The organism is Tabrizicola sp. (assembly GCF_034366665.1).
GTDB lineage: Bacteria > Pseudomonadota > Alphaproteobacteria > Rhodobacterales > Rhodobacteraceae > Tabrizicola.
In genome coordinates this window covers 1-17310 of record NZ_JAXMMF010000013.1, presented here as the reverse complement: position 1 = coordinate 17310, position 17310 = coordinate 1, and the positions used below count along the sequence as shown (strand labels likewise).

Genomic DNA, 17310 nt, shown 5'->3' with positions numbered 1-17310 from the left:
AGGCCCGCACCATCTGTCAGGCTTTCGACCATGACCACAAGCGTCGCCCCACCTTCGGGCGCATCCAGCGTGCCAAGGCGTGGGGTGAAATCTGGGGGCATGGCACCCTGGGCAAGGATGAACCCAGCCTGATCTGCGGTGGCCATGCCCACGTCCAGAAACGCAAGATCGGTGGCGGAGAGTGTGCCGCTCAGATCGGCCAGCTTTTGCGTGTTGTCGCAAAAGGTGGCAAGGGCGGCCAGTGCGGCGGGGCGGCCATCCAGCAGGTCCGCGAAGTCGGCAATCTGGCCGGGCCGCGCGGCCACGTCGAGGATGCGGCGGAACAGGGCCTGATGCGTCTCGGGCCGCCAGAGGCGGGGCAGGTCCAGCACGCTCATGCGTCGTCCTCCGACAGAAGCTGAAAATCGACCTTTGTGCGGTCCAGTGCGAGCGCGCGTTGCGCCCGCACTTCGGCGCGGGCGGCCATGCCGGTCGCCAGCAGGGCCTCGATCTCGGGCGCCTCGGGCAGGTCCGCCATCAAGGCCGCGTCCAGAATAGCCAGCCGGGTGACCAGCGCCAGATCGTCGGTCATCAGCGCGGCACCGCCCTCGGCCGTCCCTTCAGGTGCGGTCAGGCGCAGGTGCACGCGGGCCATGGGAATTTCGCCCAGATGGAACGCGGCCCCCGCCACGGAATCGCGCAACTGCATCAGCATCAGCCCTTCGCGCGGCGGGGCCAGCGGTTCCACCGTGGCGCGGTCGCGGATGCGGTCGGCCAGTGCCGCAACCTGCCCCTTGTCAGCGGCGGCCAGTGCCGCGGCCCAGTCTTCTCTGTCCGGTCTCATCATCAATTCCTTATCCAATCAGCCGGGCGCGAACGCGGGCGGAAACCTGATCCAGCACGAAAACGGTGAGGAAAATCACCAGAAGGATCGTGCCGACATGGCCATATTCAAACGTGTCGTAGCGGCCCTTCAGCTCTTGCCCGATACCACCGGCACCCACCAAGCCGATGACAGCCGCCATGCGCACATTGCGATCAAGGATATAGAGCGTGTAGGCGACATAAGACGGTGCCACCTGCGGCAACACGGCCGCGCGCAGCACCCGCAGCTTGCCCGCACCAAGCGCGGTCAGCGCCTCTTGCGGCTTGCGGTCGGCGGCCTCGATATCCTCGGCATAGAATTTGCCCAGAAAACCCGCGCCGTGCAGCCCAAGCGCCAGATAGCCCGCAATCGCGCCGAACCCGAACCCCAGCACCAGGAACATCGCGATGATCAGTTCCGGCATGGCGCGCAGGAAACTGACCACGCCACGGCTGGCAGAATAGGCAAAGCGGTTCGGCGTGTAGTTGCGCGCCCCGAAGAACGCGAGCGGGAGCGACAGCAGGACCGAGATGATCGTGGCCCAGATCGCGATCTCGAAGGTTTCGACCATCTTGCCCAGAACCTTGGTCAGATAGCCGAACGGATGAACGAGGTATTCCTTGATCTCGACCTGCGGTTCGGCCTTCAGCGTCTCGGCGTTCATCCGAAATGTCGTGACCTCGACCGCCTCGATCCGGGTGAACATCGGCAGGGCCGCGCGGTCGAGTTTTGGCAAGCGCGCCAGTTCCTGCCGGTCTTCGATCACGAAAGGAAACAGCGCCCCCAGCATCCGGCCAAGACCGCGGCCGACCTGACTGGTTTCCTGCACGCCGACGGCGGACAGCACCGCCTCGCCGGTCAGGCCCAGCATCTTGTCCACTTCCATACGGTTGCCCGACCAGATCAGGGCCAATGCCACCAGCAAGACGGCCAGCGCCGCGCGCCAGTCATAGGGCGCGGGCAGATGCCAGTCGCGCGCGGGCCGGGGATGATGCGCCCCGATCGCAAGTTCACCCTCACGCATAGGCTTGCTCCTTTGTGGCGGGCTGATCTGCAGGCGCATTCAGACCTTCGTAGAGTTTTCCTTCGGCAGTGCTGTCAAACAAATGCGGCGGCCCGTCAAAGACGACGCGCCCCTTGCGCATCCCGATGATCCGGTCGGCGAATTCACGCGCCAGATCGGTCTGGTGCAGACTGCACAGCACCGTTGCCCCCTGTTCGCGGGCGGCCTCGCGCAACAGGCCCAGAACCTCGCGGCTGATGGCGGGGTCAAGGCTGGCGACGGGTTCGTCGGCCAGGATCACCTCGGGTTTCAGCAAGAGGGCGCGCGCGATGCCGACGCGCTGTTGCTGCCCGCCCGACAAGGCCGAGGCGCGGCGCGGCAGGTGGATTTCATCAAGGCCGACACGGGCCACGACTTCGCAGGCGCGGTCGCGCAAATGATCGGGATACCAGCCCAGCATCGCACGCCACGACGCCACCTCTGCCACGGCACCCGCCAGCACGTTCGATGCGACCGATGCGCGTTCCACAAGATTGAACTGCTGATGCACCATTGCCACCCGGCGGCGGATGGACCGCAGGCTTTTGGGGGACAAGGCGGTATCGCCCAACGCCATCGTGCCGGATGTCAGGTCCGTCAGCCCGTTGACCACCCGCAAAAGCGTGGATTTGCCCGACCCGGACGGCCCCAGCACGACACAGAATTCGCCTTTGCCCACATCGGCCGACACGCCATCAAGCGCGGCGACCCCATCGGCATAGACCTTGCGCAAGTCCCGGAAGGAGAGGTGCGGTTGCACCCCTCCCCCGATGGCCTGCGCGGCGGAAAGGATCGCCGCCGCCGACATCAGTTGCCTGCCTTGGCGATGATGGCGGTGCGCAGATCGCCCGACACGCCCGACAGTGTCACCAGCGCCGGGGCCAGCATGTCGTCGGTGATGTTCGCGTCATAGCGGTCCACCTGCTTGCCGCCATAGCCACGGATCATTTCCGGGGTCACGCCGGGGGCTTCATGCACGGTGTTGAACGCGGCGCGCAGGACACCCTTCACCTCGGTCGGCAGTTTGGTCGACATCGCCAGCGGCGGGTTCGGGATCGGGTCCGATTTGCCCACGACGACAAACTCGTCGGCGCTGATCGTGCCGCCGTTGATCGCCTTCTCATAGCTGTCGAACGATGCGGCGGCCGCATCGACCTGCCCTTCGGCCAGCGCCTTGAGGCTGTTGGCATGGCTGCCGGTCATGCGGATCGCCGACAGATCATTCACCGGGTCAAGACCCGCAGCCACGATCATCGCCACCGGGTAGACGAAGCTGGAGGTGGAGTTCGCGTCGCCAAAGGCCATCGAGCGCCCCTTCAGGTCGGCCACCGAGGCAATGCCGCTGTCCTTGCGGGCGTAGACGCCCGAAAAATAGGTCGATTCGCCCTTGAGCACGTCCACCGCCAGCAGTTCGGCACAGCCGCGCTGCTGCGCGGGCAGATACGACGCCGCGCCAAACCAGGCGATTTCCACAACGTCCGAGCAGATCGCCTCGATCACCGTTGCATAGGTCTGTCCGACCTTGATGTCGAAATGGATGCCCGTGGTCTGGGTCACGGCGTCAAAGACCGGCTTGAAGTCGGCGCGCGTGCCATCCTCGGTGCCACCATCGGCCGGCACCAGCATGACGCGATAAGGCGCTGCCGCAGAGCCGTCTGCTTGTTGTGCGAAGGCCGCACTGATAGAGAATACAGTTGCGGCTGTGGCCACAACAAAGGTCTTGAGGAGGGACATGATTCTTCCTTCGGGTTTACGTTGATTGACTGGGGAGTCAGGGTTGCAGCCGCACCTCAGTGCGGCGGCGGGTCATCGGTGGCCCATTCGGGATCGGCCACCGAAAGCTGGATGCGATCGCCGCGGAACTGGGTGATCGCATATTCTTGTATCACGCCACATTCGCGGCAGGCGTTCACGCCCTTGACCCGCAACACCGGTTGGGTGCGTGGCATCCGCAGCGCAAGTGCGTCCTCGGGCAACGGCAAGCGTGTGGTGATCAGGCTTTCCACCCGGTCAAGCGTGATGCCCGCCACCTCGCGCAGATGCCGCGTCAGGGAACCGCCAGTGTAGCTGCGCGCGGCCTTTGCCGCATCACCTGTCAGGAAATGCAGGGTCAACGCATAGGGCAGATTTTCCTCGCCCCGCAACGTGCGCAGGCGCAGCACCGACGCGCCCTCGACCACACGCAAACGCCGCGCGACGCCGCCATCTGCGGCAATTTCGCTTTGATCCAGCAAGGTCACCTGCGCGGTGCGACCGCTTGCCGCCAGACGCTCGGTGAACTTGGTGTCCCGGCCAAGGCCGTAGACCAGCCCGCGCGCCAGAACCCGCGTGCCGCGGCCATGCACGCGTTCGACCAGCCCTTCGGCGATCAGCTCATCCACTGCACGGCGCAGGGTATGGCGGTTCACGCCGAAGCGCGCGGCCAGATCAGGCTCGGTCGGCAGCCAGTCGCCATCGTCCAGCCCGCGTTCGATCTCGGCGCGCAAAGCGTTCGCAATCTGCGCCCAGATGGCAATACCCGACTGTCTGACAAGCTGTGGCAAGGCGCGTCTCCCGACTCTCTTCGTAGAGACGTCTAGACGACTCACATGACAGTGATGCGACAGCTACGCCCCAAATCGCGCGGGTGTACATTTTGTCGCAAGTGCGCCCCTGTCGCGAGGTCCACGCGAATGAACCCGTCGGGCAGCGCACCCCCGCGCGACGCGCGAACCCAGATTCGCGACCGTGACCCTTGCAGATTTGCGCGCCACTCAGATCTGTTCGGTCATCAGGTCTTCGAGACTGGCCTCGGCATGGGGCGACAGGGCCAGTTCCTTGGTGACAAGGTGCAACACATCTTCCGGGTGGTGAAAGACACCGATCATGGCCACGCCTTCGGCGCGCAACTGCGCCAGCCGTGCCACAAGCGCCGCGCGGGCCGACGCATCCAGCGACGCGGTTGGCTCGTCCAGCAACAACAGCCGCCGGGGCCGAATCAAGGCCCGTGCCAGATTGACCTTCTGCTGCTCGCCGCCCGAAAACGTCGTGGGGTAGGCAGGCCAGAGCGCCGGCTTGACCCCGAACACCTCCAGCCAGTGACGCGCCTCGCCCCTTGCCTGTGCGGGCTCGGCTCCTGCGGCGCGCAGGGGTTCGGCCACCAGATCCTCGGCGCTGACCCTTGGCCGGGCGGTCAGGAACTGCGTGACAAAGCCGATGTCATGGCGGCGCAGCCAGGCGATATCCACATCGGCTGCGCGCACCAGATCCACCGGCCCGCGCGACGAGGCAAGGATGGCCTGCCCGCCACCCGGCAGATAGCTGCGGTAAAGCGCGCGCAACAGGGTTGATTTTCCAACCCCGTTTGGCCCGCGCAACAGCATGAAATCCCCTGCGAACAGATCAAACGTCACATCCGCAAAGGCCGGGATCAAACTGCCAAGGTGATGCACCGCGAATGACTTGCGCAGGCCGCGGACCGACAGCACCGGCGTTTCAGAGTTTGGCATGGACCAGCTCCTGTGTGTAAGGATGCTGCGGATCCTGAAAAACCTGGTCGGTCAGACCCTGTTCCACAACGCAGCCCGCGCGCATCACCATCACCCGGTCGGCCATGGTGCGGATCACGCCAAGGTCGTGGCTGACCAGAACCATCGTGATGGCCCGTTCGGCCTGAAGCCGCTTCAAGGTGTCAAGAACCAGGGCCTGCACCGAAACATCCAGCCCCGTCGTCGGTTCGTCCAGCAACAGCAAGGCCGGTTCCAGCGCAATCGCCTTGGCCAGCTGCACGCGCTGCTGCATGCCGCCCGACAGGTCGATGGGCGGCGCATCCATCCGTGCCAGCGGAAAATCCGAGGCGGACAACGCCGCCTTGGCCGCACGTCGCAGCCTGGCAAAGCGGCGCTCGCCTGCCACGACCAGACGTTCGGCGACATTGCCGGAACTGGAATTGCGCATCATCAGCCCCTGATGCGGGTTCTGATAGACGATCCCGATATGGCGCGCGCGCAGCATCCGTGCCTCGAACCGGTCCAGCGCGAACAGGTCGCGGTCCGGCTCGGCGGGCAGGGCAAGGTGATAGCTGCCGCTGTCCGGTGCCTCCTCAAGGTTCATCATCCGCAGCAGGGTCGATTTGCCAGACCCGCTTTCGCCGACGATGCCCAGCACCTCTCCCGGCCAGACGGTCACATCGGCGCGTTCCACCGCAACGATGGACCCATAGGACTTGGCCACGCCCACCATCCGCAGCGCGGGCGCGTCCGGCACCAGCGCCGGGGCGTCGCGTTCGAGAACCGCCATCATGGCCGGATCCTTCCCTTTTTGTACCAGGTCTCGCCGATACGGACATCTTCGCCGGCGGCGCGGTCGATAGCCTTGATGCCATAGCCGCTGTCGGACAGCTCATGCGCCGACGTGCCGTCATCGCGCGGGATTTCGTTCATGAAGAACCCCTGTACGCCCGAACGCTGGCACGTCAGGTTGGCGTGATCCTCGACCGCATAGGGGACGTCGTCGAACACCAGCGGTTCCACCGATGTATGCGGTGGCACGGCATAAAGCCGCTTCTCGCGACCTGCCGAAAGAAACGTCAGATGCTGCGCCATGTGCAGCTTTTCCACATCCCAGCGCGGAATGGGCGAGGGGGATATGACATGCCGCCCGTTCACCATCGCCGGATAGGCGGCACCTTGCGTGATGCGGCCTGACCGCACGATCTGTTCGTAGAGCATCAGCCACATCCGCCCGTAATCGGCATCGCCATGCAGGATGCGTGCCGCCGACATGTCAGGGGTGATGGGGCGCAACGGTTCTGGGTCCGGCACCTGCAACACAAGGATCTGGTGGTCGCGCAGCCTTTCTTCGGGGATCCGGTGGCGCGACTGGATCAGGTCGGCGGCCAGGGTGTCAGTGGTGCCGGTGACACCCCCCATGCGTTCCATGAACTTGCGCAGGTTGACAGCGTTCACGCTGTCGTCGGCGCCCTGGTCGATCACCTTGACCACCAGATCGGGGCGCAGCAACGTCAGCGTGACCTGCAAGCCGCCGGTGCCCCAGCCCCGCGCGATCGGCACCTCGCGGCTGGCATAAGGCACCTGATGGCCGGGAATGGCGATGGCCTTGAGCATGCGGCGGCGCAATTCGCGCCGCGCAGAGGCATCAAGAAAGCCATAGGAATAAGCGGCCCAGGGCCGTGTCAACGCGGCAAGGCGGGTCATTTCACCGGCTCCGGTTCGGGATGGGCAGACACTGCCGCCGCCGCCGCAGCGGCAGTGCGGGCTTCGGCCTCATGCATGACATCGTCGGGGCTGCGGGCCTGCCCGCTACCCCGGGTGATCCCGCGCAACGCATCCAGCGCGGATTGGAAGGTGACGTAATGCGGCAGCTTGAGGTGGATGTTGAAGCCCGACGCCTCGACAGGTTCGGTGTGGTAAAGAAAGAACTCCTCGTTGCTGGCGGGCCGGTCGCCATCAGGGCGGGCGTTCAGATCCAGCGTGGAGGCGGCCACGACCTTCACCTCGTTCCACCCCAGCGTGGCCGCGAAGCCAAGGCTGAGATGTTCTGCCTTGGTCTCAGCGTTCACGGTCTTGGCGATCATCTCGCAGGACGACACCCGCACCCGCCCCGCGCTGAACACCGTGCCGCGCGGATGGCGGACCCGCAGATCGGCCTCGGCCAGGCGCAGTTCGTTCACCGTGGGATGCGCGGCACCATAGCCGCGTTGCGCCGAATACCCCAGCGCCAGCGTGCCCCCGGTATCCGCCCGCGCCAGACTTTGCAGCCGATGCGCGCGCTTGGCCGGGAACATCAAGGGCTCGCGCGTCAGATCGGGAATGTCATCGGGCGCCACGGGAATCGGTGCTGGCGTGTCGATCAGGCCTTGCGCCTTTTGCCAGTCGGTCAAGGCAACCAGCCGCGCCGGTGCCGGTATGTCGGCGGGCGTGACGGCGGGCGGGGAAAAGGCCGCGCCTTCCAGCACCTCGGTCGCCAGCAGACGGTGCGAATAATCCAGCGTCGGCCCCAGGACCTGCCCGCCTGGCAGATCCTTGAACGCGGCAGAGACACGGCGATGCGCAAAGGTATCGGCCAGCTTGACGGGTTCGGCCACCGCCAGTCGCGGTTGTGTCGTCCGCCAGGCCCGCAGCAGCAGCAGGGCCTCGTACAGCTCGCCCCCCGCCTGCGCCAGCGCCAGCCCGGCCAGATCGCGCGCATAAAGCGATGCCTCGCCCATCAGCCGGTCCACGAGCCAAGGCAGCGCGGCCTCGATCGTGGCCACGCGCGCGGCGTCAATTGTGCCAAGCTCGGCCCGAAACAGCCGTTCCGCCTGTTCGATGGCCTGTTCACCGCCACGTGTTGCAACATAGGCCATCAGAACACCTCGATCAGGGTCGAACGCGGCAGGCCGATCACCGACGCGCCGTCATGCAGGAAAATGTCGAAGCCGCGCGGATAGCGCAGCGCCGCCGCCCGAGCCGCCCAGAACGCAGGTGCAATCCCGTCAACCGCGATGTCACGTGCCAGCGCGATGCCCGGTCCGGTCAGCCGCAGGGACGTGCCGCGGCCAAACACCGCCGGGGCGATCAGCGTGGCGCCGAGATCCGGATCGGCAAGGGTGCCGGCCTTCAGCCGCGACGCCAGATCCGCCAAGGCCGGTGCAAAGACATAATCGGCCGCCTCCTGATCCGCCGCCAACGCGCCCAGAAGCGCGATCCGCATGGCAAGGTCGGGATCGGCGGCATGAACGCTGACCTCGCGGTCAAGCAGTGCCTCTGCGATCAGCGCAGGGTCGCTGCCCGGCAAGGGCCATATGCGCCCAGGCTCGGAAGCGGCGCGCATCAGGGCGTCAAACGTCGCGGCGGTGCGCGCGTCTTCGGCTGTCATCCGGGGTGCACGATCCATCAGAACGTCTCCATGTCCACGCGGGTTGCCGCTATGTCACACAATGACCTGCGGTCCTGTTCGGCTTGTTCTGCGGCCTCGCTTTCGACGAATGTCGCGATCACCCCGGCACGAAGGCCCTGCATCAGCGCGGCATCCACCACCGCCATCGCCAGGGCCTGTTCCAGATCCCGCCCGGTGACCATTCCATAGCCTTCGGCCGCACCTGTGCGGATATGCGCCTCGGCCACCAGAACCTCGCCCAGATGAAAATCGGTGCCTTGCACCGGGTCGGTCATCGGCAGCATCACAAGCCCGGTGCGATTGGTCAGAACCTCGACGCCATCAAGATCGTCCAGCAGCGTTTCGGCCAGCGCCTTCAGCGGGCCAGGCCGGGCGCGGGCCAGAACCGACAGGGTCCGGGCATGGTGTGCCGGCAAGGCCGGGTCAGGTGTCTCGGCCGTCATTTCAACTCTCCGGTCATGGTGGTGTTTTCGACTGTGAAACGCACACGGTCGGCGGCCCATATCCCCTGGGAATAGCCGATGGGCAGGCCATCCCTGGTTGTATCAACCTTTGCTGTCACCAGAACCGGGCGCGCGTCCGGCAGGTTCAGATGCCGCATTTCAACCGGCAGGGCAGACCTTGCGGTAATCGTCGTCTCGCGCCGGCGATAATCGCCATGGCCTGCTTGGGTATAGACTTGGGATACGGTTTCCCCTGCCCGGCGCTGGTCGATCATTGACGGAAACAGGCTGGCCAGATGCCACGAACAGGTCAGGTTGACAGGGTCGCCATTCGCCCGCCCGACCGCAACAAAGGCATGCACCTGTGTGGTTGGGGTGATCCCCAGTGCTTCGGCCACATGGGCGGGTGGGATCAGCGTTTCGGCGGAAACAAGATCGCCCGAAGGTGCGAGACCTTGAGACAAAAGATTGTGCGTAAACCGCGTACGCGCCCCGATCTGATAGTTCAGCACCGCGTGATCCGCGACAAAGGTGCCAGCCCCCTGCTGAACCCGCAGCGCCCCGGCGGCGACCAATGTTGCCACGGCCCGACGCAGGCTGTGCCGTCCGACGCCAAAGCGCGCGCAAAGATCGGCCTCTGTCGACAATCGCGCGCCGGGTTCGAGACGCCCCGAAAGGATATCCGCCCGCAGCGCCGCCTCGACATCGTGCCACTGTCCGATGCGCTTTGGCATCCGTCTCTCCTCAACTTTCATTCGAATGACTACAGGTGCGGTGTAACATCCGAATGACTTGTGCAATCCGGCCGGGGCGATACCCGCCCGGATTGTCGAACTGCCGTCAGCCTCAGGCAGTTGCGCGGGGCGTCAACGGCGTGGCATCCCGCGCAGCGATATGTTCGGGGCGCGTCGGTTGCGTCAACGCGTTGTCCACATGGTTGTAGGTCAGGTAGACAGTGTGCCGCGTCCAGGGCGAGATGTTCGGCGCCGAGGCATGGACGATCATCGGATCGAAGATCAGAACCGCACCGGCCTTGGCCGTTGCACTGACAATGCCTGCGGCCTCGGCCAGGCGGCGCACATCGTCGTCGCCAACCTCGGTGGCTGTCAGGCCCGGCGTCTTGTTGGCACGGTCCTGGCCAAGGGCATCCTCGTGCTGGCTGCCGGGGATCAGGTATAGCGGCCCGTTCACCTCGGTTGCGTCATCCAGAAGAACGGCGACATTCAAGGCACGGTTTTCCGGCATCCCGTCGAAATCGCGCCAGTTGACATAATCCTGATGCCATCCCCAACCGCTGGAGCCGCCGAACGGCGCCTTGGGGTTCATCTTGAACTGGTGAAGATAGACATCGCCCCCCAGGATCTGCTGTGCAGGCTGCAGACATTCGGGTGCCACCACCAGATCGGCAAAGGTCGGCTCGTCCCAGTGGCAGGCGTTGTAGGCGCGCACCGGGCCGCCTTCGGTTTCCAGAAAATTCCAGGCGCGGTCCGGCCGGGCGATGATGCGGTCACGCGCGGCGCAAAGCTGGTCCAGCGCCTCGCCCTGGAACACATCGGGGATCAGCAGATAGCCATCGGCGCGGTATTGGTTGATCTGGGCATCGGTCAGGATCATGGCAGGGACTCCTCGGGGTTGAATGCGGCAAAGATTTCGGAAAGGGACGGTGACGGGGTTGGACCGGGCGTTTCGACATGATGCGCGGCCAGTTGCGCGGCCAAGGTCATCGCGGCAGGCAGCGGCCAGCCCGCCACCATTCCGTGCAACAGCCCTGCGGCATAGACATCGCCCGCGCCGGTGGTATCGACCGGGCGCGCAGGCCAGGCCGGCAAGGTGATCGTTGCGCCGTCCGGGGCCACGGCCTGCGCGCCATCTGCCCCCAGTGTCGTCACCAGCCAGCCAGGCAGGGGTGCTGCCAGATCGGTCAGACGTTGCGGCGCACCCGGACTGGCGGCGGCCGAAGTGACCAGAACATCGGCAGGCGGGGCGTGGGTGGCGGGATACCATTGCCCCAGAATTGCTGACCGTTGCAAAAGCCGCGCGCACAGCGCGGACAGCCCCGGCGCAGGCATGGCGGCATAGATGCCGTCCCAGCCTTCATCGGCGAAATCCGCGAAATCGACCATCGCCCCCTGCCCCGGCATGTGATGGATGATGGTTCGCTCGCCACCCGGCTCGATCAGGATCAGCGGCTCTGCGGGTGGCGCGTCCGGCCGCGCCACCCGCGACACATCCACACCGCCTGCCGCAAGCTGCGCAAGCATGGCATCCCCCGCAGGCCCGGCCCCGCAGGCCGATGCGATGACAACCTCATGCCCCGCGCAAGCCAGGGCCAGCGCCGTATTCGACGCCGCACCGCCCAACGAAAACCCCATGTCCCGCGCGGTGACGCGACAGGCGGGCAGCGGCCCGTCCAGCCGCAACGTGCGGTCGCGGTTGATCGAGCCCGTGACAAGAATGCGTGCCATGCTCATTTCCCCCCGCTGCCTGGTGCGAACGCTTCGATCATCTGGCGTTGCGCCAGGGCAAACAGCACCAGCACCGGCAGGATCCCCAGCAGGGCCACGGCCATCATCGGCCCCCAAAGCTGGTTGGACGCCTCGATATCGGTGAACACCTTGATGCCGATGGTGATGGTCTTTTTCTCGGGGCTTTCCAGGATCAGCAGCGACCAGAAATAGATGTTCCAGGCCCCAAGAAAGCTGAGCACCGTCACCGCCGCGATCGGCGCGCGCATGTTGGGCAGCGCGATCTGGACGAATTGCCGCCAGGGACCGGCATTGTCCAGCAAGGCGGCCTCGAACATCTCGGACGGAAGCTGGCGAAAGTTCTGCCGCAAGTAGAAGATATAAAAGCCGACAAAGGCGATGGACGGCACGATGACACCCGCCAGGGTGTCGTAATACCCCAGCTTCACCACCCCGATGAAGGTTGGCACGATGCCGATGATCGACGGAAAGGTCAGTGTCGCCACCACCAGCCAGAACAGCGTATCGCGGCCGCGAAATTCCATCCGGGCAAAGGCATAGGCGGCAGGCAGGCTGATCAGCAGCTTGCCAAGCGTCACGAAGGCCGAAACCACAAACCCGTTCAACAGCCACAGACCCACCGGATGCCGGGCAAAGGCCGTGCGGAAATTGTCCAGCGTCGGCTGCTCTGGCCAGAAGCGGATCGCGCGGGTCAGCACAAGCTCGTTCGGGGTGAAGGCCGTCGTGACCATCCAGAACAGCGGAAACAGCGTCACCAGCGCCACCGGCAACAGGATCAGATGTTGCAACCAGCCCCGCGCGGGGGTGCGATCAGCCATAATGCACCCGACGGTCCAGCACCCGGAACTGTAGCCAGGTGATTGCCCCGACAAAGGCCATCACGATCACCGCGACCGCGCTCGCATGGCCGAACTGAAAGAACCGCAACCCCTTTTCATACAGGTAGAACAGCAGGTTCGTTGTCGCGTCGATCGGGCCACCACCAGTCATGACATCGACCGCGCCGACAATGTCATCCATCACGCCCAGCACGGTGGTCACGGTGACGAAAAACAGCGTGGGCGAGATCAGCGGAACCTCGATGGTGATCAGGCGGCGCCACCAGCCGGCATTGTCCAGGCGGGCCGCCTCGTTGATTTCCGCAGGTATGGCGCTGAGCGCGGCAAGGCAGAGCAGCATGTTCAGCCCGAAGGTTTTCCAGAACACCGTCGCCGATACCGACCAGATCGCCAGTGCCGGATCATCCAGCCAGCGCAAGCCGCCGGAACCAAACTGCGCCAGCATCGCGTTGAGAAATCCGTTCAGCGGGTTGTAAAGCCAGGCCCAGGTCGCACCGGCAATCGAGAACGCAATGATCGTCGGCAGGAAAAGGGCGCCCCGGTAGACCTGCGAAAACCGCGTCTGCCCCAGATCCGCCAGCAATCGCGCCAACAACAGCGACAGCACGATCTGAAGCGGGGCCAGAATGAGGGTATAGACAAGCGTGTTGCGCGCCGCTGCGTGGAAATTCGCATCGTTCAGCACCACGCGATAGTTTTCGATCCCGACAAAATTCGCATCGGAATTGATGAAGTTCCAGTCCGTCACCGACAGGCCAAGCGAGAAAAGCACCGGCGCGTAAAGAAACGCGCCGATGAAGGCCAGGGCCGGTGCCACAAAAAGATATGGCACCAGGCTGATGGCGAATTGCCTCGCGGTCACGATCAGACGATCAGCGGCGCGATGTCGGCCTTGGCACGCGTCAGCGCCTCGGCCACCGGCATCTGGCGTTCCAGGATGCGGCCGACCCACTGGCGCCAGACAGTCTGCGCTTCCAGTCCGCGGGCGCCGGGCCAGATGGTTTCGGCGGTCAGGCCCTCGGCCAGTTGCGCGCTGGCGGCTTCCTGATTGGCCATGGCCGCAATGTCATGCACGGAAGTATTCAGGTAGCCCACCTTGGACCAGATTTCCTGCCCTGCCTTCGAGGCCGCAAATTCAAGGAAGGTCAACGCTGCCTGGGCCTTTTCGGCATTCGGCGTATAGACGGCCAGGAAGTTGCCGCCCGAATTCATCCGGCGCGCATTGCCCAGACGCGGGAACTGCCGGGCCACGATGTCGAACGACTGTTTGTTCATCAAGGGCGCATAGGCCGATGACGTTGTGGTGATCGCCAGCGCCTGCGAGGTGAAGGCGTTCAATTGCGCCTTGCCATCGACGGGCATCCACAGCCCGCGCCAGGCGGGATCGGCAAAGGCGGTCATGCCGGCTGCCGCCTCGGCGCTGTCCAGTGCAAGGGTGCCGTTCGGATCAAGGAGCCAGCCGCCCGCGTTCTGGATATAGGCTTGCGACGTCCACTCGTTGTTCGACAGATCAAGCGCCGAGGCATAGCTTGCATGCTTGCCTTTCAGCGCCGCGTCGATGGCGGCGGCCTGCTCCATCAACCAGTCATGCGTCACATCCATGGGGATGTCGTCATTCAGGCCCGCGGCGCGCCACAGGTCGCGGTTGATCCAGGTCACTGGCGTGGACATGGCCCAGGGCAGGCCGATCAGCGCATCGTCGATCGTGACCAGCGGGCGCACCGAGGGTTGGAAATTGCCGATGATCGCGTTGACGCGCGCCTCGTCGATGCTGCGCAGATCACGCGCCCCAAGGGTGCGTTTGGCGAAGTAGCCGAACTTCCAGCCGGTCACCATCAGGTCGGGGGCACGGCCCGCGGCGATCGAGGTGACTGCCTTGGCGGTCGATTCCTCGTAGTTTCCATCAAAGCGGTTCGTGGCCGTCACACCAAGACCGGCAGCGTTGAAAGCATCCACAACGCCCTGAAACGGGCTGTCGTTGCCCCATACGGACGAAATGGTGATCGTTGCGTTGGAGGATTGCGCCCGGACAGGCAGCCCTGCGGCGGCAAATGCGCCGGCTGCAATTCCGGAACCAAGGATGGCGCGACGGGAAAAGGACGTGGAAGGCATGAGGCCAGCACCTTTGTGTTTGACTGGGGTGCCTTTGATGATTTCAGACCCGTGTAACACTCCCACGTCATTCGGATGATTGTTGTGCTACGCAACGATTTCCAAGCGTCTCCCCGTGCTTGTATCGAAAGGATGCAACCTGTCGAGAGCGGCAAAGACCCTGATCTCTGCGCCAGTCGCAACAGGCGTCTGGCCGGGCAGGCGCACGACAAGCGAATCGGTGCTGCTTGCAAGCGTCAGGTGCAGGTGAATGTCTGCTCCGGCCATCTCGACATGCCGCACCCGGCCAACCAGGCTGACATGCGGCGATTGTGGCGCAGCCTGATGCAGGTCTTCGGGACGGATGCCGAACACCCGGCCCTTGGACGGCAAATGGTCACGCCCGGCCGCGCCCCACTCGATCACGTCAGGCACCAGAATGTTCATCGCCGGAGACCCGATGAACCCGGCCACGAAAAGGGACGCCGGACGCAGATAGACATCCATCGGGGTGCCGACCTGCTCGATGCGGCCAGCATTCAGGACCACCAGGCGATCGGCCAGTGTCAGGGCCTCCAGCTGATCGTGCGTGACGTAAAGCGATGTGGTGCCAAGGCGCTTTTGCAATTCGCGGATCTCGACACGCATATGGCTTCGCAATTTCGCGTCCAGGTTGGAGAGCGGCTCATCGAAAAGGAAAACCTGCGGCTCGCGCACCATGGCGCGCCCCATGGCGACGCGCTGCCGCTGACCACCCGACAATTGCCGGGGCTTGTGATCCAGAAAGGCGCTGATTTCGAGAACCTCGGCGACATTGCGCACCCTTTCCTCGACCACAGGGCGTTTCATCCCGCCATTGCGCAGCCCATAGGACAGATTGTTGCGCACCGTCATGTGCGGATAAAGCGCGTAATTCTGGAACACCATGGCGATGTCACGTTCGGCGGGCGACAGATCATTGACCGTTCGTCCGTTAATGCTCAGCGTGCCATCGGTGATGGTCTCCAGCCCCGCCACCATGCGCAGCAAGGTGGATTTGCCGCAACCGGACGGACCAACCAGCACGATCAACTCGCCGTCTTCGACCAGCAGGTCGATATCGGAAACGGCACGTGTGCCGCCTGCATAAACCTTTCCGACGCCACCGAAAACAATCTGTGCCAACCTGTGCCTCGTCTTCCTGGTTCCAACCCGGACAATCCGGGATCGGTGGCAGGTATCATCAGGACATGACGGTATTGTAACGACTGCCGCCCGGTCGAAGCGGGAGAGCTTGGGCTAGACTGCGGCACGAGAATCGTTTTCACCGCTGCCACCGCGCACCCCGATTTCGACAACACGCCGCTTTATGATTAAGACGGCGATGGCGATCGGGCCAATGACGGTGATCTGTGGCACAGTCATTGGGTGGTTCTGGGAACGGACGATGCCTGTAGCGCGGGTGCGCTGAAGGTGATCGACATCCCCGAAGGCATCACGCAGCACCTGCCCGCCACATGGCCCGGCCTGCCCCTGCGGATCGACAGCCCCGGCTGGGATCCGGTGATATCGGGCAAGATGATCGGGATCGCGGTCGCCTTTGCCGATATCGGCACGGTCGATCCAACGGGCTTCGACGGAGTGACCGCAGGCTTGCGGGTCAACGCCAATGTTCACGCGCCGCTGCTCTGCGTGACCGACGTCTTCGATGTGGCCTCGGGAGACCTCAGCCTCCCCGGCCGGGTCAACCAGTAAACAATTTCCGGCGGCGGCACCCCCCGCCGCCGGTTTTCTGATGAAAGCCAATGCCATGTCCGACCTTGCACCGCCGATCCTTGCCGCTGAATGGCTGAACACGCCCGAGCCTCTGATGCTCGAGGGGCTGCGTGGCCGGGTCGTCGTGATCGAATGTTTCCAGATGCTCTGTCCCGGTTGTGTCACCCACGGGTTGCCACAAGCGCAACGCATCGCACAGACCTTCCGATCGTCGGATGTGGTGGTGCTCGGCCTACATTGCGTGTTCGAACATCACGCAGCTATGACGCCGGTCAGCTTGCGCGCCTTTCTGCACGAATACCGTATCCGATTTCCGGTGGCGGTGGACATGGCCGGGGAAAACGGCCCGCTGCCGCAGACCATGGCGGCTTATGCGTTGGAAGGCACGCCGACGCTTATTCTGATCGACCGCGAGGGTAGGCTTCGCGCTAGGCACTTCGGACAGGTCGCTGATCTTGTCCTTGGGGCCGAGATCATGGTGCTGATACAGGAAAGTAGCGTTGTCGGCTGATTTGCATCAGACGACGCACGCTCCGTACGTCGCTTCTATGACGCGACGCCAAGCGGCTGAGGCACCGTCGAGGTGGTGGGCATAAAGCCCACGGGTCAACCTCAGCGACCACTTGAACCTCGTCGCCGTCGATTTCATCGGCGGGGAGGGCGCCGAAGGTTCCATCCCCGGCCTGGAAGACGACGATCGAGACCATGAGCGTGGCGGCGAGGGGTCGACGCATGCCGTCGACGCGAAGGCGTGAGCATCTTTGCGGGACATCTGTTTGGCTCCTGTCTGGGAGGCGGGGGACCATCCCCATAGGCGCTAACTTAAGCCTTGAGCCATTTGCAGAGTTCGCTTTCTGGTTGGTTCACTGAGGCAATATGAGGTGGTCTGCAGGGCGGTCCTGCAGGCTTTCAGTGGAAGCGTGCCAAAGAT

22 protein-coding genes are annotated in these 17310 nt (G+C 64.4%); 3 read left to right on the top strand and 19 right to left on the bottom strand.

Features of this window, described 5'->3' with window-relative positions:
* From U1E69_RS01500 to ugpC, 19 genes are all read right to left on the bottom strand, one after another.
* On the bottom strand, positions 1 to 377 hold a 377-nt coding region (locus U1E69_RS01500; protein ID WP_322242273.1), incomplete at its 3' end, for a phosphonate C-P lyase system protein PhnH.
* Positions 374 to 823 carry a phosphonate C-P lyase system protein PhnG gene (phnG, locus tag U1E69_RS01495; RefSeq protein ID WP_322242272.1) on the bottom strand — a complete coding sequence of 150 codons (450 nt, stop codon included), beginning with the start codon at positions 821 to 823 and terminating at the stop codon, positions 374 to 376. The genes phnG (U1E69_RS01495) and U1E69_RS01500, both read right to left, overlap by 4 nt.
* Before the next feature lie 10 nt (positions 824 to 833).
* Positions 834 to 1868, bottom strand: coding sequence for a phosphonate ABC transporter, permease protein PhnE (gene phnE, locus U1E69_RS01490; RefSeq protein ID WP_322242269.1), 1035 nt, complete (start codon positions 1866 to 1868; stop codon positions 834 to 836).
* On the bottom strand, positions 1861 to 2694 hold the full coding sequence (gene phnC / locus U1E69_RS01485) for a phosphonate ABC transporter ATP-binding protein (protein ID WP_322242268.1): 834 nt from the start codon (positions 2692 to 2694) through the stop codon (positions 1861 to 1863). Before phnC ends, phnE begins: the two co-directional genes overlap by 8 nt.
* Positions 2694 to 3620, bottom strand: a complete 927-nt coding sequence (locus U1E69_RS01480) for a phosphate/phosphite/phosphonate ABC transporter substrate-binding protein (protein ID WP_322242266.1) — start codon at positions 3618 to 3620, stop codon at positions 2694 to 2696. Before U1E69_RS01480 ends, phnC begins: the two co-directional genes overlap by 1 nt.
* Before the next feature lie 56 nt (positions 3621 to 3676).
* Positions 3677 to 4429, bottom strand: a complete 753-nt coding sequence (phnF, locus tag U1E69_RS01475; RefSeq protein WP_322242265.1) for a phosphonate metabolism transcriptional regulator PhnF — start codon at positions 4427 to 4429, stop codon at positions 3677 to 3679.
* A gap of 210 nt (positions 4430 to 4639) precedes the next feature.
* Positions 4640 to 5374: an ATP-binding cassette domain-containing protein gene (locus tag U1E69_RS01470; RefSeq protein ID WP_322242264.1), complete on the bottom strand. Its 735-nt coding sequence runs from the start codon at positions 5372 to 5374 to the stop codon at positions 4640 to 4642.
* A complete protein-coding gene (locus U1E69_RS01465; RefSeq protein ID WP_322242263.1) occupies positions 5361 to 6167 on the bottom strand; it encodes an ATP-binding cassette domain-containing protein in 807 nt (268 codons plus the stop codon). The genes U1E69_RS01470 and U1E69_RS01465 overlap by 14 nt, the downstream gene beginning before the upstream one ends.
* Positions 6164 to 7081, bottom strand: a complete 918-nt coding sequence (locus U1E69_RS01460; protein WP_322242260.1) for an alpha-D-ribose 1-methylphosphonate 5-phosphate C-P-lyase PhnJ — start codon at positions 7079 to 7081, stop codon at positions 6164 to 6166. The genes U1E69_RS01465 and U1E69_RS01460 overlap by 4 nt, the downstream gene beginning before the upstream one ends.
* Positions 7078 to 8232 carry a carbon-phosphorus lyase complex subunit PhnI gene (locus U1E69_RS01455; RefSeq protein ID WP_322242259.1) on the bottom strand — a complete coding sequence of 385 codons (1155 nt, stop codon included), beginning with the start codon at positions 8230 to 8232 and terminating at the stop codon, positions 7078 to 7080. The genes U1E69_RS01460 and U1E69_RS01455 overlap by 4 nt, the downstream gene beginning before the upstream one ends.
* Complete coding sequence (gene phnH, locus U1E69_RS01450) at positions 8232 to 8762, bottom strand: phosphonate C-P lyase system protein PhnH (RefSeq protein ID WP_322242257.1); 531 nt, start codon at positions 8760 to 8762, stop codon at positions 8232 to 8234. The genes U1E69_RS01455 and phnH overlap by 1 nt, the downstream gene beginning before the upstream one ends.
* Positions 8762 to 9208: a phosphonate C-P lyase system protein PhnG gene (phnG, locus tag U1E69_RS01445; RefSeq protein WP_322242254.1), complete on the bottom strand. Its 447-nt coding sequence runs from the start codon at positions 9206 to 9208 to the stop codon at positions 8762 to 8764. The genes phnH and phnG (U1E69_RS01445) overlap by 1 nt, the downstream gene beginning before the upstream one ends.
* Positions 9205 to 9942 (bottom strand): phosphonate metabolism transcriptional regulator PhnF, encoded by a 738-nt coding sequence (phnF, locus tag U1E69_RS01440; RefSeq protein ID WP_322242253.1) that lies wholly within the window; start codon positions 9940 to 9942, stop codon positions 9205 to 9207. The genes phnG (U1E69_RS01445) and phnF (U1E69_RS01440) overlap by 4 nt, the downstream gene beginning before the upstream one ends.
* 112 nt (positions 9943 to 10054) lie before the next feature.
* Positions 10055 to 10822: a phytanoyl-CoA dioxygenase family protein gene (locus tag U1E69_RS01435; RefSeq protein ID WP_322242252.1), complete on the bottom strand. Its 768-nt coding sequence runs from the start codon at positions 10820 to 10822 to the stop codon at positions 10055 to 10057.
* On the bottom strand, positions 10819 to 11673 hold the full coding sequence (locus U1E69_RS01430; protein ID WP_322242250.1) for a carbohydrate kinase family protein: 855 nt from the start codon (positions 11671 to 11673) through the stop codon (positions 10819 to 10821). The genes U1E69_RS01435 and U1E69_RS01430 overlap by 4 nt, the downstream gene beginning before the upstream one ends.
* A gap of 2 nt (positions 11674 to 11675) precedes the next feature.
* A complete protein-coding gene (locus U1E69_RS01425) occupies positions 11676 to 12512 on the bottom strand; it encodes a carbohydrate ABC transporter permease (RefSeq protein WP_322242249.1) in 837 nt (278 codons plus the stop codon).
* Positions 12505 to 13395: a sugar ABC transporter permease gene (locus U1E69_RS01420; RefSeq protein ID WP_322242248.1), complete on the bottom strand. Its 891-nt coding sequence runs from the start codon at positions 13393 to 13395 to the stop codon at positions 12505 to 12507. The genes U1E69_RS01425 and U1E69_RS01420 overlap by 8 nt, the downstream gene beginning before the upstream one ends.
* A 2-nt stretch (positions 13396 to 13397) precedes the next feature.
* Positions 13398 to 14645 (bottom strand): extracellular solute-binding protein, encoded by a 1248-nt coding sequence (locus tag U1E69_RS01415; protein WP_322242247.1) that lies wholly within the window; start codon positions 14643 to 14645, stop codon positions 13398 to 13400.
* 87 nt (positions 14646 to 14732) lie between these two features.
* Positions 14733 to 15788 carry a sn-glycerol-3-phosphate ABC transporter ATP-binding protein UgpC gene (gene ugpC / locus U1E69_RS01410; protein WP_416200246.1) on the bottom strand — a complete coding sequence of 352 codons (1056 nt, stop codon included), beginning with the start codon at positions 15786 to 15788 and terminating at the stop codon, positions 14733 to 14735.
* Between the two features lie 243 nt (positions 15789 to 16031).
* Here ugpC and U1E69_RS01405 point away from each other — a divergent pair, with 243 nt between their 5' ends.
* From U1E69_RS01405 to U1E69_RS01395, 3 genes are all read left to right on the top strand, one after another.
* Positions 16032 to 16358, top strand: coding sequence for a hypothetical protein (locus U1E69_RS01405; protein ID WP_322242246.1), 327 nt, complete (start codon positions 16032 to 16034; stop codon positions 16356 to 16358).
* Between the two features lie 40 nt (positions 16359 to 16398).
* Complete coding sequence (locus U1E69_RS01400) at positions 16399 to 16890, top strand: redoxin domain-containing protein (protein ID WP_322242245.1); 492 nt, start codon at positions 16399 to 16401, stop codon at positions 16888 to 16890.
* 112 nt (positions 16891 to 17002) lie between these two features.
* A complete protein-coding gene (locus tag U1E69_RS01395; protein ID WP_322242276.1) occupies positions 17003 to 17134 on the top strand; it encodes a hypothetical protein in 132 nt (43 codons plus the stop codon).
* Positions 17135 to 17310: the final 176 nt, after the last annotated feature.

What these genes read in the sequence shown, in the direction of transcription:
- phnG (WP_322242272.1), bottom strand. Translation starts at nt 823, where the DNA reads ATGAGACCGGACAGAGAAGACTGGGCCGCGGCACTGGCCGCCGCTGAC.
- phnE (WP_322242269.1), bottom strand. Translation starts at nt 1,868, where the DNA reads ATGCGTGAGGGTGAACTTGCGATCGGGGCGCATCATCCCCGGCCCGCG.
- phnC (WP_322242268.1), bottom strand. Translation starts at nt 2,694, where the DNA reads ATGTCGGCGGCGGCGATCCTTTCCGCCGCGCAGGCCATCGGGGGAGGG.
- U1E69_RS01480 (WP_322242266.1), bottom strand. Translation starts at nt 3,620, where the DNA reads ATGTCCCTCCTCAAGACCTTTGTTGTGGCCACAGCCGCAACTGTATTC.
- U1E69_RS01470 (WP_322242264.1), bottom strand. Translation starts at nt 5,374, where the DNA reads ATGCCAAACTCTGAAACGCCGGTGCTGTCGGTCCGCGGCCTGCGCAAG.
- U1E69_RS01465 (WP_322242263.1), bottom strand. Translation starts at nt 6,167, where the DNA reads ATGATGGCGGTTCTCGAACGCGACGCCCCGGCGCTGGTGCCGGACGCG.
- U1E69_RS01460 (WP_322242260.1), bottom strand. Translation starts at nt 7,081, where the DNA reads ATGACCCGCCTTGCCGCGTTGACACGGCCCTGGGCCGCTTATTCCTAT.
- U1E69_RS01455 (WP_322242259.1), bottom strand. Translation starts at nt 8,232, where the DNA reads ATGGCCTATGTTGCAACACGTGGCGGTGAACAGGCCATCGAACAGGCG.
- phnH (WP_322242257.1), bottom strand. Translation starts at nt 8,762, where the DNA reads ATGGATCGTGCACCCCGGATGACAGCCGAAGACGCGCGCACCGCCGCG.
- phnG (WP_322242254.1), bottom strand. Translation starts at nt 9,208, where the DNA reads ATGACGGCCGAGACACCTGACCCGGCCTTGCCGGCACACCATGCCCGG.
- phnF (WP_322242253.1), bottom strand. Translation starts at nt 9,942, where the DNA reads ATGCCAAAGCGCATCGGACAGTGGCACGATGTCGAGGCGGCGCTGCGG.
- U1E69_RS01435 (WP_322242252.1), bottom strand. Translation starts at nt 10,822, where the DNA reads ATGATCCTGACCGATGCCCAGATCAACCAATACCGCGCCGATGGCTAT.
- U1E69_RS01430 (WP_322242250.1), bottom strand. Translation starts at nt 11,673, where the DNA reads ATGGCACGCATTCTTGTCACGGGCTCGATCAACCGCGACCGCACGTTG.
- U1E69_RS01425 (WP_322242249.1), bottom strand. Translation starts at nt 12,512, where the DNA reads ATGGCTGATCGCACCCCCGCGCGGGGCTGGTTGCAACATCTGATCCTG.
- U1E69_RS01415 (WP_322242247.1), bottom strand. Translation starts at nt 14,645, where the DNA reads ATGCCTTCCACGTCCTTTTCCCGTCGCGCCATCCTTGGTTCCGGAATT.
- U1E69_RS01400 (WP_322242245.1), top strand. Translation starts at nt 16,399, where the DNA reads ATGAAAGCCAATGCCATGTCCGACCTTGCACCGCCGATCCTTGCCGCT.